Consider the following 25,174-nt stretch of genomic DNA (forward strand, 5'->3'; position numbering starts at 1 on the left):
CATACCTGACGCGGACGGGGCCGTCCGCGGCCGAGCGGACCAGGAGGCTCCCGCATGCTTCGGAGATCGCTGCGGATCCCCGCGGCGGGCGTCGCCTATCTGGTGGCGGCCGCGGTGTCGTCGTCCGCGATGGCGTCCGGCCCGGAGGAGTACGCGGATGTCGCCGTCAGCAGCGGGACGCGGGCCGGCCCCGGCACCGCGGCCACGCTGGTGATAGCCCACCGCGGCGCCTCCCGTTACGCCCCTGAGAACACCCTCGCCGCCGTCGATGCCGCGCACCGCCGCGGATTCATATGGGTCGAGAACGATGTGCAGCGCACCAAGGACGGCCGGCTGGTGGTGGTGCACGACACCACGCTGAAGCGGACGACCGATGCCGCGAAGGTGTTTCCCGGGCGGGCGCCATGGCGGGTGGGGGACTTCACGGCTGCCGAGATCGCGCGGCTGGATGCCGGCAGCTGGTTCGGCAAGCGGTTCGCGGGGGAGCGGGTGCCGACGCTCGCCGCCTATCTACGCCGTCTGGACCAAAACGGGCAACGCCTTTTGCTGGAGATCAAGGCTCCTGAGAGGTATCCCGGAATCGAGGCGCAGGTCATCCGCGAACTACGGGCACGAGGGTGGCTGGATCGCGCCCATGTCCGGAGCCGGCTGGTGGTCCAGAGCTTCTGTGTGCCGTGCGTAAAGGCCGTGCACGAGAGGGCGCCACAGATACGTACGGGGATTCTCGGGGCGCCCGGGATAGGCAAACTGGCGGGTTATGCGCGGTTCGCGGATCAGATCAACCCTCGTGTGTCCGCGCTCAGTTCGCGTTGGCTGACGGCCGTGCACCGACTGCGGGGCCCGCACGGGCGCCCGTTGGAGGTCTATGCGTGGGACGTGGCGAAGAACACCAGCGCCCGGTCGGTGAGAGCGCGCGGTGTCGAAGGTGTTATTGAATAGCGGGCAAGGGCCGGGGATTAGAGGGGCATTGTCCAGATCTTGTGGGGTGCCGCACTCTGCTCCGGGCCACGCCGCCGCCCGCGGCACCGTGAAGGAGCTGTGGAGGGCGGATGCGCCGGGTGTGGCCGCCGCAGACGGGGATTTACGTGATTCCCGCCGCGGGGCTAAGGTGCCTGAGATGTTCGACGCCGCCACACTCCCCGTAAAAGAACTAAGACGCAGGATTTGGCTTTTGGGTTCCGATTTGCGGCCCGGTGCGGGCCAGCGTTCAGCTCCTCCCCTGGGATCGTTCCAGGAGGCTCCTTGACGAACGATTTTCCGTCGTACGGCGAACGGCGGGTGCCACTCCCTCCGCCACGGCAGACGCCGCATGACACGCTGAATCCGGCGGGCGCACCGGCCGGGGCCGGCGGTGCGACGGCGACGCTGGCGCCGCCGACTGCGACTGCGCCCGGACCGGCGACTGCCCGTCAGCGGGCGGCCCCGGGCGGCGCCTCGCATGCCAGGCCCCGGGGCCACGCCAAGGGCCGGGGCGCGGAACGGGCCAAGAATGCCGGTGCGGCCGACGCCAAGGCGAAGCCCCGCGATGCTTTCTTCGACAACGCGAAGTATCTGGCCATCGTGCTCGTGGCGATGGGCCACTCCTGGGAGCCGCTGCGCGACGGCAGCCGGTCGGCGGCGGCGCTCTACATCACCGTCTACGCCTTCCACATGCCGGCGTTCATCATCATCTCCGGTTATTTCTCGCGCAGTTTCGATATGCGCAAGGACCGGCTCCAGCGGCTGATTACCGGAGTTGCGGTTCCTTACATCCTCTTCGAAGTCGCCTACACGCTCTTCAAGAGGTGGGCGGACGACGATCCGGGTTATCCGATCAGCCTGATGGACCCCTGGTATCTGACGTGGTTCCTGGCCGCCCTGTTCATCTGGCGGCTGACCACCCCGCTGTGGAAGATCGTGCGCTGGCCGGTGCCGCTGGCCCTGGCCGTCGCCGTGCTCGCGTCCCTCTCCCCGGACATCGGCGATGACCTGGACCTCCAGCGGGTGCTCCAGTTCCTGCCGTTCTTCGTGATCGGGCTGTCGCTGCGGCCGGAGCACTTCAAGCTCGTACGCCGCAAGAAGGCGCGGATCCTGGCCGTGCCGGTCTTCGCGGCCGCGCTGGTCTTCGCCTACTGGGCGGCGCCGCGGATGAACGCCGCGTGGTTCTACCACCGCGACGCCGCGCAGGAGCTGGCCGCCCCGTGGTGGAGCGGTGCGGTGATGACGCCGGCGATGTTCGGCTGTTCACTCGTGCTGGTGGCCTGTTTCTTCGCCTGGATTCCGGGCCGCACGATGTGGTGCACGGCGCTGGGCGCGGGCACCCTCTACGGCTATCTGCTGCACGGCTTCCTCGCCAAGGGGTCGCGCTTCTGGAACTGGTACGACGCTCCCTGGATGCACACGCCCTGGGGCGCGGTACTGCTGACGCTCGCCGCGGGCACCGTCATCACGGTGCTGTGCACACCCCCCGTACAGCGGGCCTTCCGGTTCGCCATGGAGCCCAAGATGACCTGGGCGTTCAAGAAGGACCCGGTGGGGATGGCCCGCGGCCGGAACTGAGCGGTCGCCAGCGGAGTCTCGAACAGCGTCAGGGGCGCTCGTTCCACCGGGAGACCGGCGGGCCGGGCGTCCCTGACGTATGTGGAGGGGGCGGCGGCCGACGTGCCGCCGGCGTCGCGGCCGCTATCGGACGACGGCGATGCCTTCGATCTCGACCAGGGCGGTCTCGTCCCACAGGCGGGTGGCGCCGATCACGGCCATCGCCGGGTAGGCGCCGCCGACCAGGCGCTTCCACACGGCGCCGAGGTCACGGGCATGGCGGCGGTAGTCGGCGACATCTACGGCGAAGACCGTGAGTTTGGCCAGGTCGGACGGGCCGGCGCCGGAGGCCGCCGCGACGTCCAGGAGGTTCGTCAGCGCCCGCTCGAACTGCTCGACGATGCCGTCGCCGACGATCCGGCCCGATCCGTCGAGAGCGGTCTGTCCGGCGAGGAAGACCATGGTGCCCGGGGCGGCGCGCACGGCATGGCTGAATCCGGTCGGCGGCGCGAGATGCGGCGGATTGATGCGCTCCAGCCCGTCGCCGCCCGCGCCCGCGGCCGCGCCGCGCTCACCGTTCTGTGCACTCATCGCCGCTCCCGCGCTCGTCCCGCTCTCGGCACTCATTCCCGCCGGCTCCCCTCCGCCGCCAACTCGTATCGCACACCCAGGGATTGAAGCGCGTCCCGTTCCTCCTGGGGAAGCTCTTCATCGGAGATGACGAGATCGAAGTCGGCCGGCGGCGCGAGTTCGTAGAGCGCCTGGCAGCCGAACTTGGAGTGGTCCACGAGCAGCACCTTGCGCCGGGCAGCGGCCATCAGTGCCTGCTTGACCAGCACGTTCTCCTGCGCCTGGTGGTAGCAGTGGCCGTTGTCGACCGCGGAGGTGGACAGAAAGGCGACATCGGCGCGGAAGCCGCGGGCGCTGTCGGCGGTGGACATGCCGAGGAAGGCGTTGAACGCCGCGTGATACTCGCCGCCCAGCGCGATCACCCGGATGCCGGGCTCCTCGGCGAGTTCGTTGATGACCTGAAGGGAGTTGGTGATGACGGTGTAGGCGCCGCGCCCGGAGAGCGCGCGGGCCAGCGGCAGCGCCGTACTGGAGTCATCGATGATCACGGCCTGGCCGGGCTCGGCTATGGCCAGCGCGGCCGCGCAGATGGCCTCCTTCGCCGCCACCTGCTCATTGCCGCGCCAGCGCGCGTTGGACTCGAAGAGGGCGTTGGGCGCGGCCGTGGCCCCGCCGCGTACCTTCCGCAGCCAGCCCTGGTGCTCCAGGGTGTCCAGATCGCGGTGCACCGTCATCTGGCTGACGCCGAGCTCCCCGACCAGCTCCTCGATGGTCACCTGGCCCTCGGCCAGCACCCGGTCGGCGATCCGCTTCCGGCGGTCCCTGGGGCTCAGCTTGGTGACCGACGGATCAGTCGCGGCCGAGGCGTCGGGGGCCCCTTCGGTGTCGGTCAACGCTGGCCCCTTCCCGGATCGCCTCCCGGCCGCTCACCCGTGGCCGGCCCCTGCCCGGGGAGTTTAGGGCGTGCCCCTGCGGATCCACGCGGGCCCGCGGCACTCCCCAGGGGACCGCGGGCCGTCCGCCGGGCACCGGCAGCCACCTGGTGCTGCACCGCGTCTCCTAGCGCGAGGCCTTCACTGCCGCCGCCACCGGCTCATGGCCGTCCAGCGTGCCCCGGGCGCCGTAGGGGCGGAACCGCAGAAACGCCGACTCGTGGTGGAACGGATCCGCCCGGTCCTGCCTGACCGCTTCTTGGTGCGCGGGCCGGTCGGCGCCGTAGGCGTACTGGCGCATCGCCGACAGGCTCTGCCACAGGGAGAACGTGCCGACGAAGCGGGGCGGTCTGGCCAGCGCGACCGACGCGATCAGCGAAGGATCGGCCGCGGCCCGGCCCGAGGCGTGGGAACTGGCGCGCAGGAACGGCAGTGCGCGGCGCAGCCGCAGCTGTCCGAGGGTGAGGACGGCGACCGGCCCGTCCTCCTCGTCCCCCGCGGCACCGGGGGCGATCTCGACGGGCATCGAGGGCCACGAGCCGGAGATCCGAAGCGGCCGCAGCCGTACGTGCCAGCCGCCGGCCAGCCGCCGCGCCAGCGGGTCCTCGGCAAGAAAGCGGTCGAGCGCGGCATCGTCCTCCCACGAGGCGAGCAGCCCGGCCCGGCCGGGGCGCACCCGGGGCGGACCGGCCGCGACGGCGCCGGTGAGCGTGGTCTGGGCGTACCGGAGGCCGGGGGTGCGGTCCGGCCGTGGATGCTCCCGGAGGACGGCGCGGACAGCGCGGACACCGACGTCGGCGAAGTGGACGGAAACGATCACGATGAGCCCCCGTGGCTAAGTTACTGACGCGTATACCCAGTGGTACACGATCCAGTATCCTTTATCGCAGCGGCCATGGCGAGCCGAAATCACCAGCCGGAACAAGCCAGATCGCAGGATGGGGCACATGAGCGAGATCGAGCGGAGCCGCGCCGCGCGCGCCGAGGCCAGGACGCGCATCGAGGACACGGCCGCCCGGCTGTTCGCGGAGCGCGGCTTCGCGGGCACGACCATCGGGGAGATCGCCGCCGAAGCGGGCCTGAGCAAGCCGATGCTCTACCGCCACTTCGACTCCAAGCAGGAGCTGCACCTCGCCCTGCTGGAGCGGCACCGCGACGAGCTGGCCGCCGCCCCGGTCCGCGAACTCCTCCACGGCGAGGGCGACCTGGCCACGAGGATGACGGCGATGTACGACGCCTGGTTCGGGTATGTGCAGAGCCATCCGTACACCTGGCGCATGATGTTCCGGGACACCACGGGGGACGCTCAGGTGGCGGCCTTCCACCGTGAGCTCCAGCGCAGACAGCGGGAGACGGACATGGCGCTGCTGCGCGAGTTCGTCCCCGGCATCCCCGAGGCCGAGCTGGAGCCCCTCGGTGAGGCGATCCGCAGCTCGCTGTACGGGCTCGCCCTGTGGTGGCTGGAGCGGCCCGAGCGCCCGCGCGAGCTGCTGGTCGCGGCGATGGTGCGGATCACCCGTGGCCTGATTTCCACCGTCGAGGCCCCGGGCGGCGCGCATCAGGGCGTCGAGGCAGCCACCGGACAGGGCACCCCCGGCGCGCCGGACGGGACGAACTGAGCGGCCTCACACCACCGCCGGACACACCGGATACAACGCCGCCCTCAACTGCCCCGTCCAGTGCGCCGTCATCTCCTTCGCCACCCGGGTGTCCGCCGCGTACAGCTCGAAGCCGTGCCAGGCACCGGGCACATTGCGGACCGTGACCGGCACGCCCGCATCCATCAGACGCCGGGCGTACGCCAGCCCCGCGTCGCGCATCGGATCGAGATCGCAGACCAGGACATGGGCCGGCGGCAGCCCCGACAGCTCCAGGGCGCGGGCCGGCGCGGCATACGCCTCCGCCGTCGCCGTCCCCTCCGGAAGGTAGTGCTGCCACGACGTCTGGACGCCGTGCCCGTCGAGCACCCGCGCATCCCCGGCCCCTTCCGCGTCCGCCGTCTCGTCCGCCCCGACCCGGTCATCCAGATCCGGTACGCACAGCGACTGAAAGGCGAGCGCAGGCCCGCCCCGGTCGCGCGCCATCAGGGCGACAGCGGCACTGAGCCCGCCGCCCGCGGACTTGCCCGCCACAGCGATCCGCCCGGGGTCGATGCCCAGCTCGGCAGCCCGCCCCGCCGCCCATTCCAGGGCGAGATAGCAGTCCTCCACGCCGGCCGGATAGCGGTGCTCCGGGGCGAGGCGGTATTCGACGGTGAGGACGACGGCGGGCAGTTCACGGCAGAGCTCGAGGGCCACGCGGTCCTGGCCCGGCAGCGACCGGCCGAGGGCGAACCCGCCACCGTGGAAGTGCAGCACGGCGGGCAGCGCGTCACCTCCGCTCCCGGGGGCGGCGCCGTTCGCGCCCTCCTCCGGGACGGCGCCCGCCGCCCCCTCCGGACGGTAGACCTCGACCGTCAGCACGCCGCCGTCCGCCCGCGGGATGCCGAACCGCTCGCTGCACACGCCCGTACGGTCGGCCGGGAAGGTGGCCAGCATTTCGTGGAACTCCTGGCGCGTGGCCTCGATGTCCGCGTACGGATCGGGGAGCTGCGGCAACGACTCGAATGCCGGGACGAGTTCGGGATGCACTCGTCTCGCGGTCCGGTCGGTCATCTCGGGCTGGACGCTCATACGGGGCGCTCCTCGTTCAGGACGGACGTACCAGGGCTTCTGCTCACGATCCCCACCCGCACGCCCGCACCGGCCTGCGGCGTCGGCCGCCCGGCTCACTTCGCGTCCGCATAGCACTCCACCACCGCCGTGGTGAACGGGAAACGGACCGGCGTCTCGCCGAACGCGATCCGCCCTGCCGCCGAGGCCGCCTCCGTGATCGCCTCGGCGACCGTCGCCGTCTCCTGGGCGGGACAGTGCACGATCACCTCGTCATGCTGGAAGAAGACCAGCTCGGCGCGGAGCCCGCCCTCCGACAGCGAGCGGCGCAGCGCGGCCAGCATCAGCAACGCCCAGTCGGCGGCGCTGCCCTGGACGACGAAGTTGCGGGTGAAGCGGCCGCGGGCGCGGGCGGCGGCCGAGCTGCTGCCGTACGCCGCGGGCGGCTCCTCCTCCTGGGGCAGGCCCGCCTCGTCGGGCGGTGCCACGGACGCGGGCGGGCAGGTGCGGCCCAGCCAGGTGCGCACCAGCCGCCCCTCCTCGCCCGCGCGCGCCGCCTCGTCCACATACGCCACCGCGGCCGGATAGCGGCGGCGCAGATCGGCCATGTGCTTGAGGGCGTCGCCGGACGTCTGGCCGTAAATGGCACCCAGCAGACCGAGTTTGGCCCGGGCGCGGTCGCCGCCGAACGCGCGGGCCGCCAGATCCGCGTACAGATCCTCGCCGCTGCCGGCCACGTCCATCAGGCCCCGGTCGCGGGAGACCGCCGCCAGCACCCGGGGTTCCATCTGGTCGGCGTCGGCGACCACCAGGCGCCACCCCGGGTCGGCGAGCACCGCCTGCCGGATCACCTTGGGGATCTGGAGCGCGCCGCCGCCGTTGGCGGTCCAGCGGCCGGAGACCGTGCCGCCGGGCAGATACTCGGGGCGGAAGCGGCCGTCGTGCACCCACTGCTGGAGCCATGACCACCCATGAGCGGTGTACAGACGGTAGAGCGTCTTGTACGCCAGCAGCGGCGCCACGGCGGGGTGATCGATCTGCTGCAATTCCCATTTGCGGGTCGAGGTGAGGGGAATCCCGGCGCGGGCGAAGGCCTTGATGATGTCGTTGGGCAGATCGGGGCGCACCCGCGCGCCCGCCCCGAAGGCCCGGGACACCTCATCGGCCAGCTCCGCCATCCGGCGTGGCTCCCCGCCGCCCGGATAGCGCTCGCCCAGCAGCCCGTCGAGCAGCTTGCGGTGCACATCCGCCCGCCAGGGCACCCCGGCCCGCCCCATTTCCGTGGCGACCAGCATGCCCGCGGATTCCGCGGCGAGCAGCAGCCGCATCCGGTCCGGATGCTCCGCCTTCTCCGTACGCGCCACCTGGCCGCCGTAGACCTCCAGCAGCGCCGTCAGCTCGTCAGTGCCGGGCGGCAGCGGCACCGGCCCCGGGTCGAACAGCGACGGCTGGGTCTGTGCCGTACGCACGGGCGGATCCGGAGGGACGGGCAGGCCGTGCCGGCGGGCCCAGGCGGCGGCCAGCGAACGCGGCTGACCGGACTGGCCCTCCTCATGGCCGATCAGCAGCGCCTCCGCGGCCTCCACGTCGTAGCACCGCTCGACCCGCACCCCCGCCGCCAGCAGCCGCCGGTAGATCTCCGGGGTGGACCGCCACACCCACCGCTCGACCTCGGGACGCGAGCGCACGGCCTCGGCGAGCGAGGGCTCCCGCAGCACCGGTCCGGCGGGCCGGCCGTCCTGGGCGAGCGGGCAGAGACGAGCACCCCCGTCGCCCGTCTCCGCCACCGCCCATCTCATGTCCCTGAGTCTTCCACCAGGGTCTGACATTCGCCCTGACCAGCGCGGACGACACGATCCCCGCCCGCGCCGCAGCGAGAGCGCACCAGTCCCGGCACCACCTGTGCCCTACGCACGGCGAGCGGAGGGTCACGCCCCGTGCAGAGGGGCGAGGCGGACGGTCCCGGCTCCCGTCGCCCCCGGGCACAACCTCCGCGCCCAGGCGCGGGGTTCGAGGGCCGTACCGCAGTGAGCGTCTGCCGCACGGTCACGCCGTCCGGCACCTTCTGCCGTACGCCAAGGGCGAGTTCGGCGGCGTAGACGACCTGGGTCCGCACCCCGGCCGGCCGCCCGAACCAGCTCTTCGGCCGCGGCGGCAGTCCATGACGTCAGACTCCGCTGCAAAAGCCGTCAGGAAATCACCTCTGCGCGGGACACTTTCCTGGCGCCATTGGACGCGAATCCCGTGACAATCGGCGCTGTCCGCAGGCGGGTTGGAGTGACGTGCCACCATGAGGGACGCGGAGTTGCTGTGTCCTTTCGGACAAGCGAGCGCCGTATTCACCCGATTGAACCGCTACTTTTGCCCGAGTTGGTGAGTTGAGCAGCTTGTCGCTCTAAGCGGCGCGTACAGATACCTGAATGCTGCTCAGTGAAGAGGTTCACCGTGAAGTTTGTCTCGAAGGCCGCTGTCCTGTCCGCTGCCGCGGGCATTGCCGTTGTGGGCGGGGCCGGTGTGGCCAGTGCCCATGGCGGCGCCGGCGCCGCGGGTGTCGCCCAGAACTCCCCCGGTGTCATCTCCGGCAACCTCATCCAGGTCCCGGTCGACGTGCCGGTCAATGTGTGCGGCAACACCGTCAACATTTTCGCTCTGCTGAACCCGGCGTTCGGCAACACCTGCCTCAACACCTGATCTTCGTATAGCCGTTGAGGCCAGGCCCGCGTGGACGGGCTTTCGATGTCAAAGGCCGGTACGGATTCTTCGTACCGGCCTTTGAAATGCCAAAATGCCCTCCGGAGGGCGAACGCCGCCCGGCTCCAGTGATATGTATCTATGGTTTCGTGGCATTCGGGTGAAACGGCGAAACCGCACCCCCAGAAGCGAGTTGACCAGAGCGCTCCGGATACGGGCACTCCGCTTCTAGAAGGGTAAATCGTGATCAAGAAGGTCCTGGCCACGACGGCTGTAGCCGCGTCCATCGTCGGCATTTCGGCGGCGGTCGCCCCCCAGGCGATGGCTGTTGGCAACGACAACGGCACCTCCACGGTCAACGGCAACGGCGCCGCTTCGGCGTTCGGCAACTCCACCACCAGGGGGAAGATGAGCCCGCAGCTGGAGCTCGTCCAGGGTTCGCTGAACAAGCTGTGCCTCGCCCTGCCCAAGGTGAACCTCGGCGCCGGGCTGGCGGTCTTCCAGGACATCAATGTCCTGTCGTCGCCGCAGAACCAGCAGTGCGTCGAGAACTCCAGCCAGGCGAAGGGCGACGAGCCGCTGTCGCACATCCTGGACGACATCGCGGTGCTCTCCGCGAACGGTGTCGGCAACCGCTGACCCGGCCATCGGTCGCAGGCCCGGCCGCCGGCTCTCTCTTCCTGAGCGGTCCGGGCCCGCGACACCCCCTTACGAACCGTAAGACCGAAGATTTTTCCTGCCTTTTTCGTCGGGAATTGTTATTCGGTGGGTACCTCGCACGTTCGAACTCCGGTGTTTTTTCCGCGTCGTATGCGCGGTGGCAATCTCCTGAAACGTTCTTGCACCCTTCGGGCGATTCCTCCGAAAACTTTCCGGGAAGAGTTTCGTCCACGAGGGGAAATCGTTACCAATATCGGCAGCGGTGTTACGGGCGAGCAGATCAGCGCCCGAGCGACACGACGGTCGTGTTCGCTACGGACCCGCTGCAGGAAGGGCTGAAAGTGAAGTACGCAAAGGTCGCAGCAGTCACTGCCGGTACGCTCATGGCGGTGGGCTCGGCTGCGCCGGCGTTCGCCGACGCGGGTGCCGCCGGTGGCGCCAAGAACTCTCCCGGTGTGCTCTCCGGCAACGCCATCCAGGTGCCGATTCACATCCCGATCAACATCTGCGGCAACACCGTCAACTTCGTTGCGCTGCTGAACCCGGCGTTCGGCAACAACTGCCTGAACCACTGACTCGAAGAAATTCGAGCCGTGTTCACTTGATCCGGTCCCGGTGTGTGCTGTCGTCTGCGCACCGGGGCCGGTCGGTGTTCGGGACCGGCCGCCGCAATCGCAAAAGCCCGCACCTTTTGAGTGGCGTTGTCAAGAAGGCGGAACTTCAGAGTTTCTCCACGAGACGGCACTCGTTAGTCAGGGTGAATGCGGTGATCCGAGCAGTGAAGTGAATGCTCACGCGGCGCTCTTGCCGCGGCACCTTCAAGCACCGCCCGAGAAGGGACAGTTGAAAGTGAAGTACGCGAAGTCTGCCGCAGTTGCTGTTGGTTCCGTCATGGCGCTGGCTGCGGCCGTGCCCGCTTTCGCCGCCCAGCCCGGCGCCCCGACCATGAGCCTCAACGGCGGTCTGACGGACGCGCTGAGCAGCAAGCAGCTGGATGGCCACCAGCTTGCGCCGCTGGTCAAGACGGTCAAGACCACGACGGACAAGGTCAAGTCGACCAGCGCGAAGAAGCTGCTCGGGAACGTCACCGGAGCCGCCGCCAAGAACGGCAAGCTGCTCGGCGGTCTGCCCCTCGGCAAGTAATTCCCGGGCGCGCGGCCTCGCCCGCCGGCTGAGCGGGCACCGAGCAGTTCGCCGGTGCGGGACGTGATGATCGTGAACCTCGGCTATCCGGCGGATTGCTCCCCGGCCGGCCGACGCAGAAATTCGCAGTTCATCGTTTCCGGATACCGCAGTCGCCGAATGCTTCGCGAGCCCCGGCCGAAACCACTACTCGGGGGCCGGTGGCCCTTCGAATGCGTCCCGCCTTATGTCCCGGGCGGCTCCCCTTCTCGGTATGACCGACCAGGGGACAAGCTCATTTGAGTGAATCAGCACAACCCAACTCAATTCTTTCGAGTTGGGCAGCGTGCCCGTCCCAGGGCAACCCGAAACACGAAGGACTAGCAATGATCAAGAAGACACTTGCGACCGCAGCTGTAGCTGTGTCCATTGTCGGAATTGCCGCCGCTGCCGCCCCTCAGGCGATGGCCACCGGCAACGACCACGGAACCTCTACCGTCAACGGCAACGGTGCGAAGCAGTTTTACGGCAACTCCACCACGTACGGCTACATGAGCCCGCAGATCGGCTTGATCCAGGGCTCGCTCAACAAGCCGTGCCTCGCCCTGCCCAAGGTGAACCTCGGCGGAGTCGGGGCTGTCGTGCAGGACATCAATGTCCTGTCGTCGCCGCAGAACCAGCAGTGCACCGAGAACTCGACCCAGGCCAAGGGCGACGAGCCGCTGTCGCACATTCTGGACGACATCGCGGTGCTCTCCGCCAACGGCGCCGGCAACCACTGAGCGGCTGAGTAAGGCCCGGGCCGCCCAGCCCTCCTTCTTCTGGGCGGCCCGGGTTTTTGCTGCCATCGCTGCGCGAATCCGGTGCGTCCGGAGCAACCGGAGCGGGAAGCAGCGGACACGGGTGCGCGGAATTGTTATTCGCCCGTGACCGATATCCGGCGCACCGGATCGTTGAGAAGGACGTGTGGAGGGAAGCATGCCAATGCCCTTGTGAAATTGATGGGGTCGCCAGGGCATTGGCATGCCGGCCAAGAACACAGGACAGGGCCTGCGTACCCGTTCAGCGGCGGCGTGGGCCCTTTGTCATACCGTCCGCCCCGCCCGGAGAACCCCCCCCGCGGTCCGAGGAATGAAATTCGGTTCACCCGACCGGTCCGAAAAGGGCGGCGTCCGGGCGATAAGGGCCCGCTAGCGCACACGACGTCTTTTCGGGAAAGCAATCGCCGTCTGTTCGGGTGACGATGCGGAACCCGTGCGGGTGTGACGGGTTATTCAAACAGGGCTCCCGTGCCGGGAGTTCGTTCTCCTGAAGGGTTTGCACGATGAAGAAGATGATGGCGGGCGCGGCGATTGCGGCCTCGCTCGTGGGAATGTCCGCGGCGGCCGCGCCGCAGGCCATGGCGATCGGCAACGACCGCGGCACGTCCACGGTCAACGGCAACGGCGCCAAGTCGATTTACGGCAACTCCACCACGAGCGGCCAGCTGAGCACCCAGCTCGGGCTCGTCCAGGGCTCCCTCAACGACCTCTGCCTGGGCCTTCCGAAGGTCAACGCCGCCCTCGCGGGGCTCGTCGCCCAGGACATCAACGTGCTGTCGTCGCCGCAGAACCAGCAGTGCGTCGAGAACTCGAGTCAGGCGAAGGGCGACGAGGCGCTGTCGCACATCGTGGACGACATCGCGGTGCTGTCCGGCAACGGCGTCGGCAACCGCTGACGGCTCTCCGGCTGCGGCCGGTCCACCGCTTGCGACTCCGGGGGGTCGGCTCCGCTCACGCGCTGCCGACCCCCCGGTCGCGCGAGCACACGGGCGTGCGGGCGGCAGCGCGTACGCCATGACGGAGACGAGGGGTGAGAGATGCGACAGAGCCTGAAGACGTGCGTGTTCGTGGCGGCGGCGTCGGGCATGCTCGGCGCGGGCGCCGGCACGGCGTATGCGGATGCCGGGGCCGGGGGGAGCACGGCGAACTCTCCCGGTGTGCTGTCCGGGAACACCGTCCAGGTGACCGTGGACGCCCCGGTCAACGCGTGTGGCAACTCGGTGAGTGGGGGCGGGGCGCTCAACCCGGCCATGGGTAACGCGTGCGGCAACGGTGCGGCACCTGTACCGGTGGCCCAGCGGCCCCTGAACGCGGCACCGCCGTCCCAGGTGGCGCGCCGGCCGGTCGCTGAGCAGGTCCGGCGGCACGCAGCCCCGGAGCCGGCACCCGACCGGGCACGGCCACCGGCCGACCACCCGGCCAAGACGTCACCGAAGCACGCCCGGAAGCCCGTGGACGATGCCGGAACGCTTCATGCGCCCCGGTCCGCGCGGGACGCGCGCGTGGGGGCGGTGGCGCGGGCCGGGGCCTCGGCGGGCTCTGCGCTGCTGGCGTCCACCGGGCCCGGTGAGCTGGGCCTGATGGCCGGTGCGGGCGCCGGGCTGCTGGTCGGCGGGGCGCTGCTGCTGCGCAGGGGCCGTCCGCGACACAGATGAGCGCGAGGTGCGCAGGCGGCGGGCCGGGTGCTCCCTGGGGTCTCCAGGGGCTCGGCGGCCGGCCGAGCGGGTCCGGCGGGCCGCTCGGCCTGGGCCGCCCGGTCGAGTCGGCCGTCGGCATTTCCGGACGACTCGACCACGGGCCGTCGTACCGCTGCCGCCGGGCGGTGCTGCGGCTGGAAGCGGCCCTGCGGGGGGTACGACGGATCGTGCAGATCAACGCGCGGAAGCGGTGTCCGGTACGGGGAGGATCGTTCTTTCGCTCATTGGTGGGGACCCGTCTTCCGGGTGTTTGAACCGGTGCGGAACCGGGAGCGCCGCCGGGCCGTGCCGCTCTCCTCGGCCTCTGGCAAAATTGGGATGAAAGCCGCAAAAGTAATGGGTCGATGAGGTGGGGACATGCTCATTGCGCTGGCGCAGACGGACTGTGTGCTGGGCGAGGTGGCGGAGAACCTCGATGCCGCCCGTGAGCAGATCGAGCAGGCGGCGGCGCAGGGCGCGGATCTCGTCGTCTTTCCCGAACTGAGCCTGCACGGTTACCACTTGGGCGCACTCAAGCGCGATGAGGCCCTCCAGGCCAGCGATCCGCGGCTGCTGGGGCTCAGCACTCTCGGCCCCGATGTGCTGGTCGGCTTCCACGAGCACACCAGCCTGCGGGCGTACAACACCGCGGCACACTACTCGGCCGGCGAGCTGGTGCATGCCCACCGCAAGCTGTACCTCCCCAACTACCTGGCCTGGGAGGAGCGCAAGCACGTCAGCCCGGGGCAGTCGCTGCGCGCGTACGAGCTGAAGCGGGCCAGGAGCGGCGGCCGGGGCGCGACGCTGGTGTGCAACGACGCCTGGCAGCCGACGCTGCCGTGGCTGGCCGTGCAGGACGGTGCCGAGGTGCTGTTCGTCCCGACCAACAGCGCGGCGAGCCTGGATCCGGAGGCGATGGACACCGGCCTGTACTGGGACACGCTGCTGTCCTATACGGCGCGGATGCTCCAGTGCTGGGTGGTCTTCGTCAACCGGGTGGGCAACGAGCTCGGCGCGACGTTCTGGGGCGGCTCACGGGTGGTGGACCCGCGGGGCACGGTGGTGGCGCAGGCGCCCAAGTGGGAGCCCTCGCTGGTCACCGTCGAGATCGATCTCGCCGAGGCGCGGCGGCAGCGGCGTGCGGTACCGCTGGTCGCCGAGGCCCGGCTGGGGCTGATCGACCGCGAGGTGCGGCGGCTGATCGACGAGGGCGGCGACCACTAGGGGTGTCCGGGCGGCGACCGCTGGGGCCCGTCCGGCGGGTCCGGGCCGGGCGGCCCGCGTCAGTGGCGGGCGGTGGAATCCGCGTGAGGCGTCCCGTCCGGGCGGTCGTCCTTGAGGGACTTGGCCTCGGACTTGAGGATGCGCATCGAGCGGCCGAGGCCGCGCGCCATGTCGGGCAGCTTCTTCGAGCCGAAGAGCAGCACGAGGACCGCGATGATCAGGAGCAGATGCCAGGGCTCGAAGGCGTTGCGGAGCATGAGCGCGCTCGCTTTCGTCGGGAATGCCGGCGGACGTTCTGTCCAGTATTACCCGAACGGTCCGGCCGTCCGGTCCAGGGGGGCGCCCCCCCGGGGCCGGACGGCCGGTGGCGCGCTACCAGCTCGACTTGCGGACCCCCGGCAGGTAGCCCGCGTGCGCCTGCTCGCGCAGCCGTACCCGGGAGAGACCGAAGGCGCGGAAGTAGCCGCGCGGGCGCCCGTCGACGCTGTCGCGGTTGCGTACCCGGGTGGCGCTGGCGTCCCGAGGCTGGCGGGAGAGTTCGCGCCGGGCGGCGGTGCGCTCCTCCTCGGGCGTGTGCGGGCTGCGGATGACGGCCTTGAGGACGGCGCGCCGGGCGGCGTAGCGGGCGACGGTAGCGCGGCGCTTCTCGTTCTTGGCGATCTTGCTCTGCTTGGCCATCAGACCTTCTCCCCTCGTGCGCGGATGCGGGCCACGGCGGCCTCGATCCCGATCGTGTCCACGGTCTTGAGGCCCCGGGTGCTCAGCGTGAGCCGGACGTGCCGGCCCTCGCTCGGGAGCCAGTAGCGCTTGCGCTGGATGTTGGGGTCGAAGCGGCGCGAGGTGCGGCGGTGCGAGTGGGAGACGGAGTTGCCGAAGCCCGGCTTGCGGCCGGTCAGCTGGCAGTGGGCGGACAAGGTGCGGTCCTTCCGGTCAGGGCCCCTGGTGGCAGCCTATTGAAAATGGAAACCATTTCCGTATACTAACCACATGGCCCGCAACGAACTACGCCCGGTCGTCAAGCTCCGGTCCACCGCCGGCACCGGCTACACCTACGTGACCCGCAAGAACCGCCGTAACGACCCCGACCGCCTGGAACTGCGCAAGTACGACCCGGTGGCCGGCCGTCATGTCGCCTTCCGAGAGGAGCGCTGAGCACTGTGCAGTCCGGAATCCACCCCGCATACGAGCCGGTCGTCTTCCGCGACCGGGCCGCCGACTTCGCCTTCCTGACCCGCTCGACCGCGACCAGTGACCTGACGGTCGAGTGGACGGACGGCAACACCTATCCCGTCATCGACGTCGAGATCTCCTCGGCGAGCCACCCCTTCTACACGGGCACCGCCCGGGTGCTGGACACCGCGGGCCGCGTCGAGCGGTTCGAGCGCCGCTACGGCAAGCGCGAGGCCCGCTGATGGAACGGCTCCCTGTCGTGCTGGTGGGCGGCCTGCACGCGGAGGCGCGGCGGGCCGCCGTCGAGCGGCTGCTGCGATCCGTCCCCGGCAGCGTCGCCCTCCACCACGACCTCGCCTCCGCCACCGAGGGCACCGTGCGGCGCACGGTCCGCGACGCGGGCGGCACCCTCGACACCGGATCGGCGCCGCTGGTCAACGACTGCGCCTGCTGTGCGCTGCGCGAGGACCTGGTGCCCGAGCTGGAGCGGCTGGCCGCCGGCCGCACCTGCCGGCTGGCCGTCGTCGAACTGTGGGACTCGGTCGAGCCCAAGGCGATGGCCGAGGTGGTCACCGCCTGCGGCAGCGAGAACTTCGCCCTCACCGGTGTCGTCACCGCCGTCGACCCCGCGCTGCTGCTGCCCTACCTCAGCTGCGGCGACGACCTCGCGGAAGCCGGCCTCGCCGCCGCGGCCTCGGACCAGCGCACGGTCGCCGACACCTGGGCACGGCAGCTGGAGTACGCGCCGGTGCTGGCGATCGCCACGGGGGAGGAGACGGCGGAGCCGGCCGACCTCGCCCTGCTCGACCAGCTGCATCCGATGGCACTCCGGGTCCCCGTGGAATCAGGGGAGTTGGCGGCCGCGGCGACGGCCGGTTTCGATGTGGCGGCGGCCGCGGCGCGCCAGCACCCCGCCTGTGCGCTGCTGCCGCAGGAGGCCGATGCGGAGGGCGTCGGCACGCTCGTCTGGCAGCACACCCGGCCCTTCCATCCCGAGCGGCTCTACTCCGCGCTGGAGGATCTGACCTGTGCGGCCGCGCGCAGCCGGGGCCGGTTCTGGCTGGCCGACCGCCCGGACACCCTGCTGTCGTGGGACGCGGCCGGCGGGGCGCTGTGCGTGGAGAACGCCGGGCCGTGGCTGGCCTCGCTGCCGGACGCCGCATGGGAGATGGTGCCGCCGATGCGCCGGGCCGCCGCCGCGCTGGACTGGCACCCCGAGCACGGTGACCGCGCCCAGCATCTGGTCTTCACCTCGCCGGGCCTGGACCGTGCGGGACTGGAGTCCCTGCTGGAGTCCTGTCTGCTCACCGACGCCGAGTACGCGGGCGGCCCGCCGGCCTGGAAGAGCCTGCCGCCCGCCTTCGACGCACTCCTCGACCCCGTTTCGTAGGACGGGTTCGAAAGGCGGGTTCGTAAGACGGGCCGGGCCCATCCGTACGGAGCCGGTCCCTCCGGCACGAACCTGTCGCCCCGGCAGTACCCGTCAGCACCTCCACTCAGTACGTACAAGGAAGTTCTCATGCCCCGTCGGCACGACCCGCGCCGGACGCCCACGCCCCGCCCCAATCCGCTGGACGCGGCGGGCATCACGTACATCGACTACAAGGACACCGATCTGCTGCGGAAGTTCCTCTCCGACCGCTGCAAGATCCGCAGCCGCCGGATCACCCGGGTCAGCGCGCAGCAGCAGCGGCAGCTCTCCCGGGCGATCAAGAACGCCCGGGAGATGGCGCTGCTCCCGTACGCGTCACGGTGACAGCCGTCTCTCGGTGACAGTCGTCTCTCGGTGACGGCCGCCTTTCGGTGACGGGTGCCGTCCGGTGACGGGCGGGAGGTCCCCTGCGTGTGACGCGCAGGGGACCTTCTCGTGTGTACGGGCCCCTCGGCGGGCGGGCGGGCCGGCCGGGCGACCGCCCGGACCCTGGAACCCGCGCGGCGTGGCACACGTCTCTTCCTCGGCGGTGAGGGCTTCGGCCCCCTCGGCCCGTACCAGGTGTAAGAGGCACCGGATCAGCGGCGATGGCCTGCGGCCGGCGGTGCGCAGCGGGCCGGACCGGGTGCTCGACGAGCTGTGACGGCCTCGGCACCGGCTGTCGTGCACGTGCATCTGCGCATGCATCCGCATGAGAACGCAGCTATGCTCCCGGGCAGTTGACACCATTTATCACCGGGAGACCCCTGTGCTCCACGCATACAACGGCATGGCCGCCACAGATCTCCGCGATGTGGCATGGCAGAAGAGCAGGCACAGCAACTCCCAGGGCTCCTGTGTGGAGTTCGCCAAGCTGCCCGGGGGTGACATCGCGGTACGCAACTCCCGCTTCCCGGACGGACCCGCGCTCATCTACACACCGGCCGAGGTCCAGGCGATGCTGCTCGGCATCAAGGACGGCGAATTCGACCATCTCGTACGGGACTGAGCGCCCGTCGGCCGTCGAGCGGCCGCCGGATGCGGGCCCCGTATGCGGCGCGGTGTGCGCACAGGGCAGCACAGCGCAACCGGGCGCCCGTAGGTGGCGGGGCGCCCGGTGTGAGGGAACGGCTACGGCAGGCGGAACTGCGCCCACACGATCTTGCCGTGTGCGGCACCGGCCAGTGGATGCCAGCCCCAGCTGTCGCTGAAGGAATCCACGAGATACAGCCCACGGCCCGACTCCGCGGCGGAATCCGCCTCGCCGGCGACCGGTGACTCATCGCTCGGGTCCCGTACGGCACAGATCAGCCGCGAGGACCAGCGCATCAGATGGATCCGGGCGGGCGGCGCGGCGTCGGGGTGCTCCGGGGCGGCGAGGATCGCGTGCCGCAGGGCATTGGTGACGAGCTCGGACACCACCAGGGCGACCGAGTCGAAGAGATCGTCCAGATCCCAGCCCTGCAGGGTCTCGCGGGTGAACGCACGTGCACAGCGCACCGATTCATAGCGTGCCGGGAGTGTGCGGGATGCGGAGCCGGAGACAGTCAAGGGGTCGACGGGAGGAAAGCCCTGCCATAACGGCTCGAGCATGGTCAAAACCTTGGTCCCCATGCGAGGCACTCCTGGCGTTCGCGGACGTCATGACCCTGGCCGGTCAGCCGGATCTGGCGGATCTTTCACGAGCGTGCATGCGTGCGACGCCTATGGTTCCCAATGCGCGGGACAGATGCAAGGGCAGATGCACGTGCACGTGACGCGATTGCACCGGCACGGGCCGATTCCTCCGGAATTCTTCCTGCCGCTTCGCGTGGAGGGCTTGCGGGAGCCTCACATATCAGTAACCGGATGAGCACTCAACGAAGCCCGAACGTGGCAGACTGCGGCCCACTGTTGGGACAGGGCGGGGTCACAGGAGGGTCTGAGAGGTGTCCGCAAGTGAGTCGAGCGGGTCGGTGGTGCGGCGGATCCTGCTCGGGTCGCAGCTCCGCCGGCTGCGTGAATCGCGTGGGATAACCCGTGAGGCGGCCGGCTACTCGATCCGTGCGTCCGAATCGAAGATCAGCCGCATGGAGTTGGGCCGCGTGAGCTTCAAGGCACGTGACGTGGAGGACCTGCTCACGCTGTACGGCGTCGGTGACGAGCAGGAGCGCGAGGCGCTGCTGTCGCTGGCGCGGGAGGCGAATGTCGCCGGCTGGTGGCACAGCTATACCGATGTGCTGCCCGGCTGGTTCCAGACGTATGTGGGTCTGGAAGGAGCCACTTCCCTCCTCCGCGTCTACGAAGTCCAGTTCGTGCACGGTCTGTTGCAGACGGAGGCCTATGCGCAGGCCGTCGTCAGACGCGGCATGCCGGATGCCGGGCCCGCCGAGATAGAACGTCGCGTCGCGCTCCGTCTGGAGCGCCAGAAGCTGCTGGTGGCCGAGCGGTCGGCGCAGTTCCACTGTGTGCTGGACGAGGCCGCGCTGCGTCGCCCGTACGGCGAACGTGCCGTCATGCGCGAGCAGATGAAGCATCTGATCGAGGTGTCCGAGCGGCCCAATGTGCGGCTTCAGGTGATGCCCTTCAGTCTGGGAGGGCACGCGGGCGAGAGCGGAGCCTTCACCATGCTCGGCTTCCAGGAGTCGGGTCTGCCGGACGTCGTCTATCTGGAGCAGCTCACGAGCGCGCTCTATGTGGACAAGCCCGAAGAGGTGGCGCAGTACGCGCGGGTGATGGACCGCCTCCAGGAAGAGGGGCCGAATCCGGCCGAGACCAGGGACCTGTTGCGTGGTCTACTCCAACTGATGTGACGCGTCGGTAGGATGGCGCACCATCAGGAGTCAGCACCCCCCAATGCGGCGCCCTGAGCGCCCTGTTCTCCAGATCGGGATGGCATGTCCTACTTCGACGAGTTGGCGTATCAGTTCATCGACGGCGAGTGGCGGGCCGGCAGCGGCTCATGGGACATCGTCGACTTCAATCCTTATAACGGCGAGAAGCTGACCTCCATACCCGTCGCCACGGTCGAGGAGATAGACCAGGCCTACCGCGCCGCGGAGCGCGCGCAGCGGGAGTGGGGCGCCACCAATCCGTACGCCAGGCGGCTCGTCTTCGAGCGCGTGCTGCGGATCATCGACGATCGTGAGGCGGAGCTGGCCGAGGCGATCGCCGCCGAGGTCGGCGGCACGCTCGTCAAGGTGGGCTTCGAGCTGCATCTGGCGCGGGAGTTCCTGCGCGAGGCGATCCAGCTGGCGCTGCGCGCCGAGGGCCGCATCCTGCCCTCGCCCATCGACGGCAAGGAGAACCGTCTCTACCGGCTGCCGGTCGGTGTCGTCGGGGTCATCAGCCCGTTCAACTTCCCCTTCCTGCTGTCGCTCAAGTCCGTCGCGCCCGCCATCGCCCTCGGCAACGCCGTCGTCCTCAAGCCGCACCAGAACACCCCGGTGTGCGGCGGCGGTCTGGTCGCCAAGATCTTCGAGGAGGCGGGGCTGCCGGCGGGCGTGCTCAATGTGGTGGTCACCGACATCGCCGAGATCGGTGATGCGCTGATCGAGCACCCGGTGCCCAAGACCATCTCCTTCACCGGCTCCGAGAAGGTCGGCCGGCATGTGGCGACGGTCGCCGCCGCCCACTTCAAGCACTCCGTGCTGGAACTGGGCGGCAACAGCGCACTGGTCGTCCTCGACGACGCCGATATCGACTACGCGGTGGACGCGGCCGTCTTCAGCCGCTTCGTCCACCAGGGCCAGGTCTGTATGGCCGCCAACCGCGTGCTCGTGGACCGCACCGTGGAGCGGGAGTTCACCGAGAAGTTCGTCGCCAGGGTCGCGGCCCTGAAGGTCGGCGACCCCACCGACCCGCAGACCCATATCGGCCCGCTGATCAACGAGGGCCAGGCCGAGGCGATCACCTCGCTGGTGGACCGCGCGGTCGCCGACGGCGCCTCGGCGCTCCTGCACGGCGAGACCCGGGGCACGCTGGTGGCGCCGAGCGTGCTGAGCGGACTGCCGGACGACTCCCCGCTGCTGCAACAGGAGATCTTCGGGCCCGTGGTGGTGCTGGTTCCGTTCGACGGCGACGAGGAAGCGGTGCGGCTCACCAACGCGACGCCCTACGGGCTCAGCGGTGCCGTGCACACCAGGGACATCGAGCGGGGTGTGCGGTTCGCCAAGCGCATCGAGACCGGGATGTTCCACGTCAACGACGCCACGGTCCATGACGAGCCGATCGTGCCCTTCGGCGGTGCGAAGAGCTCCGGGGTGGGGCGGCTGAACGGCGACGCGATGGTGGAGGCGTTCACCACGACCAAGTGGATCTCCATCCAGCACGGGCGGTCGCAGTTCCCGTTCTGAGAAGTGCGGGGATCCGGGGCGGCCCGCAGCGAGTTGCGGACAGAAGCTGACCGCAAGGGCTCCTACCTTGAGTGATGTCGAAAGGCGGACGGCGAAAAGCCGGCCGCCGACGGATGTCAGGAAAGGCGGATCCCATGCCCACTCACGTTCTTGCCGAGGCCCACGGCGACGAGGCCGGCGCGCTGCTGGCCTTTCTGGAGGCCCAGCGCGGCGGGCTGCGGCGCTCGGTCCTGGGGCTGACCGATGCCCAGGCGGCCCAGCGTCCGAGCGTCAGTGAGCTGTCACTGGCCGGACTGGTCAAGCATGTCGCGGAGACCGAGCAGACCTGGGTGGAGACCGCGCAGGAACGGCCGCACTCCATCGAGCGGAACGCCGAGACCTGGCACCTGAGCTTCGAGCTCGGGGACGGCGAGAGCCTGGCGGAGGTGCTGGCGTTCTGGGACAAGGTCGCACGGCGCACGGAGGACTTCATCCGCTCCGTGCCGAGCCTGAACGACACCTTCCCGCTGCCCGAGGCGCCCTGGTACCCGCCGCAGGCCCGGCAGTCGATGCGCTGGCTGGTGCTGCATCTGATCGAGGAGACGGCCCGGCACGCCGGCCACGCCGACATCCTCCGCGAGTCCCTGGACGGCAGGACGGCCTTTGCCCTGGTGGACGAGGAGCAGCAGGCGCAGCGGGGGTGAGCGCGGGGCCCTGCCAGGGGTTCTAGGCTGACGGCAAGGGCGCGTGAGGGATAGAGGAGACGATGTCGGCGATCCGGCTGTTGGTACTGGGCGCCGTGCGGCAGCACGGCCGGGCGCACGGCTATCAGGTGCGCAACGACCTGGAGTACTGGGGCGCCCATGAGTGGTCCAACGCCAAGCCCGGCTCGATCTATCACGCGCTCAAGCAGATGGCCAAGCAAGGGCTGCTGCACGCCCATGACATCGCGCCCAGCACCGCCGGCGGTCCGCCGCGTACCGAGTACGAGCTGACCGCGGCGGGCGAGGCGGAGTACTTCGCGCTGCTGCGCGCGGCGCTCGCCCAGCACGACCAGAAGGTCGACATGCTCAGCGCGGCCATCGGCTTCGTCGTCGATCTGCCGCGGGCCGAGGCGGTGGCGCTGCTCAAGGAGCGGGTGCGGGCGCTGGAGGAGTGGCGGAGCACGGTCACCGGGTACTACACGCCCGAGGAAGGGCCCGAAACGCTCGGCCACATCGGCGAGATCATGAATATGTGGGTGCACTCCGCGGACAGCGGCGCCGTGTGGACGCGGGGGCTGATCGAGCGGATCGAGGGCGGGGCGTATGTCTTCGCCGGCGAGGGGGAGCCGTTCGTCGGCGTGCTGGCGGACGGGCAGGAGAATCCGTACGCGGCGAAGAGCGCGCGCTCCCAGGGGGACGGGGAGCCCGGAGGCGACGGGGACGCCGGGCGCAAGGGCGGCGACGGCGCCGCCACGGAAGCTCATTAATCAAGTTTGACTAACCGCGCAGGAGGAAATACCTTTCGGCGGCACATAGTCAAACTTGACTACAGCCGGGAGGAGATGTCGTGACTGACCGCGATCATGCGATCGTCGTCGAAGGACTGCACAAGCACTACGGCACCAAAGCGGCCCTGGACGGGCTGGACCTGACCGTTCCGCACGGCGTCGTGCACGGTGTCCTCGGACCCAACGGCGCAGGCAAGACCACCCTCGTACGGATCCTGTCCACGCTGCTGCGGCACGACGGCGGCCGGGCCGAGGTCGCCGGCTTCGATGTGCTGCGGAAGCCGGACGAGGTGCGGCTGCGGATCGGGCTGCTCGGCCAGCACGCGGCGGTCGACGAGGAGCTCGGCGGGCGGCAGAACCTGGTGATGTTCGGGCGGCTCTTCCACCTCGGGGCGCGCAGGGCGGGCGAGCGGGCGGACGAGTTGCTGGGGCGGTTCGGGCTCGCCGATGCCGGACGCAAGGCGGTACGCCACTACAGCGGCGGGATGCGGCGCCGGCTCGATCTGGCGGCAAGCCTGGTGATGGCGCCGCGGATCCTGTTTCTGGACGAGCCCACGACCGGGCTCGATCCGCGGGGCCGTACCGAGGTGTGGCAGGCGGTGCGCTCGCTGGTGGACGGCGGTACGACGGTGCTGCTGACCACGCAGTATCTGGAGGAGGCCGACCAGCTCGCGGACCGGATCTCGGTGGTGGACGGCGGCCGGGTGGTCGCGGACGGCACCCCCGACGAGCTGAAGTCCGCGACAGGAGGCGACCGGATCGATGTCGTCCTGCACGACGCGGGGCAACTGGGCCGGGCGGCCGGCCTGTTGGGCGAGGCGCTGGGGAGCGCGGCGGGCGGCGGTGCGGTCACCGCGGACGCGGAGGGCTGCCGCCTGAGCGTGCCCGTCGCCGACCGGATGGCGGGGCTGGCGGAGGCCGTACGGGTGCTGGCCGCGGCGGGGATCGAGGCCGCGGACCTCGCGGTGCGGCGGCCGACGCTGGACGAGGTGTTTCTGCATCTGACGGGGGACGGGGCGGCCGGCGGCACGGGCGGGGCGGCCGGTGCACGCCCGTCGGCCGCCGCGGCGGTGGACGCGGACAAGGAGGGCACGACGGTATGAGCGGCATGGTGTGGGCGGTCACCGACTCCTGGACGATGACCCGGCGCGGTCTCGCGCACTGGGCGAGACAACCGGTGCAGGTCATCGTCCAACTGGTCTTTCCGGTGTTGCTGCTGCTGATGTTCGGGTACTTCCTGGGCGGCGGGATGGCCGTGCCGGGCGGCGGCAATTACAAGGAGTACCTGGTCCCGGGGATGTTCGCGCTGACCATGGCGTTCGGGCTCGAATCGACGATGATCGCGGTGACCCAGGACCTCGGCAAGGGGGTGCTCGACCGCTTCCGGTCGATGCCGATGGCCCCGTCCGCGGTGCTGGTCGGACGGAGCGTCCTGGACATGCTCCAGTCGGCGCTCAGCCTGCTGGTGATGATCGGCGTGGGGCTGGCGATGGGCTGGCGCTGGCACGGTGGTGTGGTCGACGCGGCGGCCGCGGTGGGGCTGCTGCTTCTGCTGCGGTTCGCGATGCTGTGGATCGGCATCCATCTCGGCCTGCTCGCGGGCAGACCGGAGCTGGTGCAGGCGGTACAGATCCTGGTCTGGCCGGTGGGCTTCCTCTCCAACGCCTTCGTCTCCGCCGCGTCGATGCCCGGCTGGCTGGGCGCGGTCGCCGAGTGGAACCCGATGTCGGCGACGGCGAGCGCGGTCCGTGAGTTGTTCGCCAACCCGGGGTGGTCCGGGGAAAGCTGGGCGGCGGGCCACGCGGGACTGCTGGCCGTGGTGTGGCCGCTGGTGCTGCTCGCGGTGTTCTTCCCGTTGGCGGTGCGGAGGTACCGGCGGCTGGGGCGCTGAGAGCGCCGGAGGCCGCACGCCGTCGCGGGGGAA

Annotated in this window: 31 protein-coding genes; 22 read left to right on the top strand and 9 right to left on the bottom strand. The window is 70.1% G+C overall.

Annotated elements, in window-relative coordinates; genetic code table 11:
* Positions 1–54: 54 nt before the first annotated feature.
* Both K7C20_RS20685 and K7C20_RS20690 read left to right on the top strand, forming a co-directional pair.
* Complete coding sequence (locus K7C20_RS20685; RefSeq protein WP_030077061.1) at positions 55–939, top strand: glycerophosphodiester phosphodiesterase; 885 nt, start codon at positions 55–57, stop codon at positions 937–939.
* 303 nt (positions 940–1,242) lie between these two features.
* Positions 1,243–2,538 (top strand): acyltransferase family protein, encoded by a 1,296-nt coding sequence (locus K7C20_RS20690; protein ID WP_030077063.1) that lies wholly within the window; start codon positions 1,243–1,245, stop codon positions 2,536–2,538.
* A 123-nt stretch (positions 2,539–2,661) separates the two neighbouring features.
* Here the strand turns inward: K7C20_RS20690 and K7C20_RS20695 are convergent, their stop codons facing one another.
* From K7C20_RS20695 to K7C20_RS20705, 3 genes are all read right to left on the bottom strand, one after another.
* Positions 2,662–3,108: a RidA family protein gene (locus K7C20_RS20695; protein WP_053209511.1), complete on the bottom strand. Its 447-nt coding sequence runs from the start codon at positions 3,106–3,108 to the stop codon at positions 2,662–2,664.
* A gap of 32 nt (positions 3,109–3,140) precedes the next feature.
* The gene (locus K7C20_RS20700; RefSeq protein WP_078953305.1) at positions 3,141–3,980 is read right to left on the bottom strand and encodes a DeoR/GlpR family DNA-binding transcription regulator; all 840 of its coding nucleotides are present in this window, start codon (positions 3,978–3,980) and stop codon (positions 3,141–3,143) included.
* Positions 3,981–4,146: 166 nt separating this feature from the next.
* Positions 4,147–4,839: a hypothetical protein gene (locus tag K7C20_RS20705; RefSeq protein WP_030077069.1), complete on the bottom strand. Its 693-nt coding sequence runs from the start codon at positions 4,837–4,839 to the stop codon at positions 4,147–4,149.
* Between the two features lie 127 nt (positions 4,840–4,966).
* Between K7C20_RS20705 and K7C20_RS20710 the strand changes: the two genes are divergently transcribed.
* Complete coding sequence (locus K7C20_RS20710) at positions 4,967–5,638, top strand: TetR/AcrR family transcriptional regulator (protein WP_030077071.1); 672 nt, start codon at positions 4,967–4,969, stop codon at positions 5,636–5,638.
* Between the two features lie 6 nt (positions 5,639–5,644).
* Here K7C20_RS20710 and K7C20_RS20715 read toward each other — a convergent pair whose 3' ends face one another.
* Both K7C20_RS20715 and K7C20_RS20720 read right to left on the bottom strand, forming a co-directional pair.
* Positions 5,645–6,691, bottom strand: coding sequence for an alpha/beta hydrolase (locus tag K7C20_RS20715; RefSeq protein ID WP_030077072.1), 1,047 nt, complete (start codon positions 6,689–6,691; stop codon positions 5,645–5,647).
* 95 nt (positions 6,692–6,786) lie between these two features.
* Complete coding sequence (locus tag K7C20_RS20720) at positions 6,787–8,469, bottom strand: bifunctional 3'-5' exonuclease/DNA polymerase (RefSeq protein ID WP_053209512.1); 1,683 nt, start codon at positions 8,467–8,469, stop codon at positions 6,787–6,789.
* A gap of 646 nt (positions 8,470–9,115) precedes the next feature.
* Here K7C20_RS20720 and K7C20_RS20725 point away from each other — a divergent pair.
* The 8 genes from K7C20_RS20725 (at position 9,116) to K7C20_RS20760 (ending at position 14,864) form a co-directional block, all read left to right on the top strand.
* The gene (locus tag K7C20_RS20725) at positions 9,116–9,361 is read left to right on the top strand and encodes a chaplin (RefSeq protein ID WP_030077073.1); all 246 of its coding nucleotides are present in this window, start codon (positions 9,116–9,118) and stop codon (positions 9,359–9,361) included.
* 243 nt (positions 9,362–9,604) lie between these two features.
* Complete coding sequence (locus K7C20_RS20730) at positions 9,605–10,000, top strand: rodlin (protein WP_030077074.1); 396 nt, start codon at positions 9,605–9,607, stop codon at positions 9,998–10,000.
* Between the two features lie 362 nt (positions 10,001–10,362).
* Positions 10,363–10,596: a chaplin gene (locus tag K7C20_RS20735; RefSeq protein WP_030077075.1), complete on the top strand. Its 234-nt coding sequence runs from the start codon at positions 10,363–10,365 to the stop codon at positions 10,594–10,596.
* 316 nt (positions 10,597–10,912) lie between these two features.
* The gene (locus K7C20_RS20740; protein ID WP_048828870.1) at positions 10,913–11,164 is read left to right on the top strand and encodes a hypothetical protein; all 252 of its coding nucleotides are present in this window, start codon (positions 10,913–10,915) and stop codon (positions 11,162–11,164) included.
* A gap of 365 nt (positions 11,165–11,529) precedes the next feature.
* On the top strand, positions 11,530–11,925 hold the full coding sequence (locus K7C20_RS20745; protein WP_030077079.1) for a rodlin: 396 nt from the start codon (positions 11,530–11,532) through the stop codon (positions 11,923–11,925).
* A 542-nt stretch (positions 11,926–12,467) separates the two neighbouring features.
* The gene (locus K7C20_RS20750) at positions 12,468–12,860 is read left to right on the top strand and encodes a rodlin (RefSeq protein WP_030077081.1); all 393 of its coding nucleotides are present in this window, start codon (positions 12,468–12,470) and stop codon (positions 12,858–12,860) included.
* A 141-nt stretch (positions 12,861–13,001) separates the two neighbouring features.
* Positions 13,002–13,619, top strand: coding sequence for a chaplin (locus K7C20_RS20755; RefSeq protein ID WP_030077083.1), 618 nt, complete (start codon positions 13,002–13,004; stop codon positions 13,617–13,619).
* A 399-nt stretch (positions 13,620–14,018) separates the two neighbouring features.
* Positions 14,019–14,864, top strand: coding sequence for a nitrilase-related carbon-nitrogen hydrolase (locus K7C20_RS20760; RefSeq protein ID WP_053209513.1), 846 nt, complete (start codon positions 14,019–14,021; stop codon positions 14,862–14,864).
* Between the two features lie 59 nt (positions 14,865–14,923).
* Here the strand turns inward: K7C20_RS20760 and tatA are convergent, their stop codons facing one another.
* The 3 genes from tatA to rpmB form a co-directional block, all read right to left on the bottom strand.
* Positions 14,924–15,121: a Sec-independent protein translocase subunit TatA gene (gene tatA, locus K7C20_RS20765; protein WP_048828871.1), complete on the bottom strand. Its 198-nt coding sequence runs from the start codon at positions 15,119–15,121 to the stop codon at positions 14,924–14,926.
* A gap of 115 nt (positions 15,122–15,236) precedes the next feature.
* Complete coding sequence (gene rpsN / locus K7C20_RS20770; protein WP_030077087.1) at positions 15,237–15,542, bottom strand: 30S ribosomal protein S14; 306 nt, start codon at positions 15,540–15,542, stop codon at positions 15,237–15,239.
* On the bottom strand, positions 15,542–15,778 hold the full coding sequence (gene rpmB, locus K7C20_RS20775; protein ID WP_030077089.1) for a 50S ribosomal protein L28: 237 nt from the start codon (positions 15,776–15,778) through the stop codon (positions 15,542–15,544). The genes rpsN and rpmB overlap by 1 nt, the downstream gene beginning before the upstream one ends.
* A 73-nt stretch (positions 15,779–15,851) precedes the next feature.
* Here rpmB and rpmG point away from each other — a divergent pair, with 73 nt between their 5' ends.
* The 5 genes from rpmG to K7C20_RS20800 all read left to right on the top strand — a co-directional run bounded on the left by rpmG (position 15,852) and on the right by K7C20_RS20800 (position 18,454).
* Positions 15,852–16,016, top strand: coding sequence for a 50S ribosomal protein L33 (rpmG, locus tag K7C20_RS20780; protein ID WP_006604069.1), 165 nt, complete (start codon positions 15,852–15,854; stop codon positions 16,014–16,016).
* Between the two features lie 5 nt (positions 16,017–16,021).
* Positions 16,022–16,276, top strand: coding sequence for a type B 50S ribosomal protein L31 (locus K7C20_RS20785; RefSeq protein ID WP_030077091.1), 255 nt, complete (start codon positions 16,022–16,024; stop codon positions 16,274–16,276).
* Positions 16,276–17,424 carry a CobW family GTP-binding protein gene (locus K7C20_RS20790; protein WP_053209514.1) on the top strand — a complete coding sequence of 383 codons (1,149 nt, stop codon included), beginning with the start codon at positions 16,276–16,278 and terminating at the stop codon, positions 17,422–17,424. The genes K7C20_RS20785 and K7C20_RS20790 overlap by 1 nt, the downstream gene beginning before the upstream one ends.
* A 129-nt stretch (positions 17,425–17,553) precedes the next feature.
* Entirely contained in the window at positions 17,554–17,790 is a 237-nt protein-coding gene (gene rpsR, locus K7C20_RS20795) for a 30S ribosomal protein S18 (RefSeq protein WP_030077097.1), read from the top strand.
* 424 nt (positions 17,791–18,214) lie between these two features.
* On the top strand, positions 18,215–18,454 hold the full coding sequence (locus K7C20_RS20800) for a DUF397 domain-containing protein (protein ID WP_030077099.1): 240 nt from the start codon (positions 18,215–18,217) through the stop codon (positions 18,452–18,454).
* A 122-nt stretch (positions 18,455–18,576) separates the two neighbouring features.
* Here the strand turns inward: K7C20_RS20800 and K7C20_RS20805 are convergent, their stop codons facing one another.
* Positions 18,577–19,059, bottom strand: coding sequence for an ATP-binding protein (locus K7C20_RS20805; protein WP_030077101.1), 483 nt, complete (start codon positions 19,057–19,059; stop codon positions 18,577–18,579).
* Positions 19,060–19,373: 314 nt separating this feature from the next.
* On the opposite strand from K7C20_RS20805, the gene K7C20_RS20810 reads away from it, so the two are divergent.
* The 6 genes from K7C20_RS20810 (at position 19,374) to K7C20_RS20835 (ending at position 25,141) form a co-directional block, all read left to right on the top strand.
* Positions 19,374–20,237: a helix-turn-helix domain-containing protein gene (locus K7C20_RS20810; RefSeq protein ID WP_078889781.1), complete on the top strand. Its 864-nt coding sequence runs from the start codon at positions 19,374–19,376 to the stop codon at positions 20,235–20,237.
* Positions 20,238–20,321: 84 nt separating this feature from the next.
* Positions 20,322–21,779 (top strand): aldehyde dehydrogenase family protein, encoded by a 1,458-nt coding sequence (locus tag K7C20_RS20815; protein ID WP_030077105.1) that lies wholly within the window; start codon positions 20,322–20,324, stop codon positions 21,777–21,779.
* 134 nt (positions 21,780–21,913) lie between these two features.
* Positions 21,914–22,462 carry a DinB family protein gene (locus K7C20_RS20820; protein ID WP_030077107.1) on the top strand — a complete coding sequence of 183 codons (549 nt, stop codon included), beginning with the start codon at positions 21,914–21,916 and terminating at the stop codon, positions 22,460–22,462.
* A 62-nt stretch (positions 22,463–22,524) separates the two neighbouring features.
* Positions 22,525–23,229 carry a PadR family transcriptional regulator gene (locus K7C20_RS20825; protein ID WP_048828872.1) on the top strand — a complete coding sequence of 235 codons (705 nt, stop codon included), beginning with the start codon at positions 22,525–22,527 and terminating at the stop codon, positions 23,227–23,229.
* A gap of 80 nt (positions 23,230–23,309) precedes the next feature.
* Positions 23,310–24,353, top strand: a complete 1,044-nt coding sequence (locus K7C20_RS20830) for an ATP-binding cassette domain-containing protein (protein ID WP_048828873.1) — start codon at positions 23,310–23,312, stop codon at positions 24,351–24,353.
* On the top strand, positions 24,350–25,141 hold the full coding sequence (locus K7C20_RS20835; RefSeq protein WP_030077113.1) for an ABC transporter permease: 792 nt from the start codon (positions 24,350–24,352) through the stop codon (positions 25,139–25,141). The genes K7C20_RS20830 and K7C20_RS20835 overlap by 4 nt, the downstream gene beginning before the upstream one ends.
* Positions 25,142–25,174 lie beyond the last annotated feature (33 nt).

It is taken from the genome of Streptomyces decoyicus (genome assembly GCF_019880305.1).
In the GTDB taxonomy this organism is placed as follows: Bacteria; Actinomycetota; Actinomycetes; order Streptomycetales; family Streptomycetaceae; genus Streptomyces; species Streptomyces decoyicus.

Bases quoted from the DNA above. Each gene is read 5' to 3' on its own strand.
- K7C20_RS20685 (WP_030077061.1), top strand. From the start codon at position 55: ATGCTTCGGAGATCGCTGCGGATCCCCGCGGCGGGCGTCGCCTATCTG.
- K7C20_RS20695 (WP_053209511.1), bottom strand. From the start codon at position 3,108: ATGAGTGCACAGAACGGTGAGCGCGGCGCGGCCGCGGGCGCGGGCGGC.
- K7C20_RS20710 (WP_030077071.1), top strand. From the start codon at position 4,967: ATGAGCGAGATCGAGCGGAGCCGCGCCGCGCGCGCCGAGGCCAGGACG.
- K7C20_RS20715 (WP_030077072.1), bottom strand. From the start codon at position 6,691: ATGAGCGTCCAGCCCGAGATGACCGACCGGACCGCGAGACGAGTGCAT.
- K7C20_RS20720 (WP_053209512.1), bottom strand. From the start codon at position 8,469: ATGAGATGGGCGGTGGCGGAGACGGGCGACGGGGGTGCTCGTCTCTGC.
- K7C20_RS20740 (WP_048828870.1), top strand. From the start codon at position 10,913: ATGGCGCTGGCTGCGGCCGTGCCCGCTTTCGCCGCCCAGCCCGGCGCC.
- K7C20_RS20745 (WP_030077079.1), top strand. From the start codon at position 11,530: ATGATCAAGAAGACACTTGCGACCGCAGCTGTAGCTGTGTCCATTGTC.
- K7C20_RS20750 (WP_030077081.1), top strand. From the start codon at position 12,468: ATGAAGAAGATGATGGCGGGCGCGGCGATTGCGGCCTCGCTCGTGGGA.
- K7C20_RS20755 (WP_030077083.1), top strand. From the start codon at position 13,002: ATGCGACAGAGCCTGAAGACGTGCGTGTTCGTGGCGGCGGCGTCGGGC.
- K7C20_RS20760 (WP_053209513.1), top strand. From the start codon at position 14,019: ATGCTCATTGCGCTGGCGCAGACGGACTGTGTGCTGGGCGAGGTGGCG.
- tatA (WP_048828871.1), bottom strand. From the start codon at position 15,121: ATGCTCCGCAACGCCTTCGAGCCCTGGCATCTGCTCCTGATCATCGCG.
- rpsN (WP_030077087.1), bottom strand. From the start codon at position 15,542: ATGGCCAAGCAGAGCAAGATCGCCAAGAACGAGAAGCGCCGCGCTACC.
- rpmG (WP_006604069.1), top strand. From the start codon at position 15,852: ATGGCCCGCAACGAACTACGCCCGGTCGTCAAGCTCCGGTCCACCGCC.
- K7C20_RS20790 (WP_053209514.1), top strand. From the start codon at position 16,276: ATGGAACGGCTCCCTGTCGTGCTGGTGGGCGGCCTGCACGCGGAGGCG.
- rpsR (WP_030077097.1), top strand. From the start codon at position 17,554: ATGCCCCGTCGGCACGACCCGCGCCGGACGCCCACGCCCCGCCCCAAT.
- K7C20_RS20805 (WP_030077101.1), bottom strand. From the start codon at position 19,059: ATGGGGACCAAGGTTTTGACCATGCTCGAGCCGTTATGGCAGGGCTTT.
- K7C20_RS20815 (WP_030077105.1), top strand. From the start codon at position 20,322: ATGTCCTACTTCGACGAGTTGGCGTATCAGTTCATCGACGGCGAGTGG.
- K7C20_RS20820 (WP_030077107.1), top strand. From the start codon at position 21,914: ATGCCCACTCACGTTCTTGCCGAGGCCCACGGCGACGAGGCCGGCGCG.
- K7C20_RS20825 (WP_048828872.1), top strand. From the start codon at position 22,525: ATGTCGGCGATCCGGCTGTTGGTACTGGGCGCCGTGCGGCAGCACGGC.
- K7C20_RS20835 (WP_030077113.1), top strand. From the start codon at position 24,350: ATGAGCGGCATGGTGTGGGCGGTCACCGACTCCTGGACGATGACCCGG.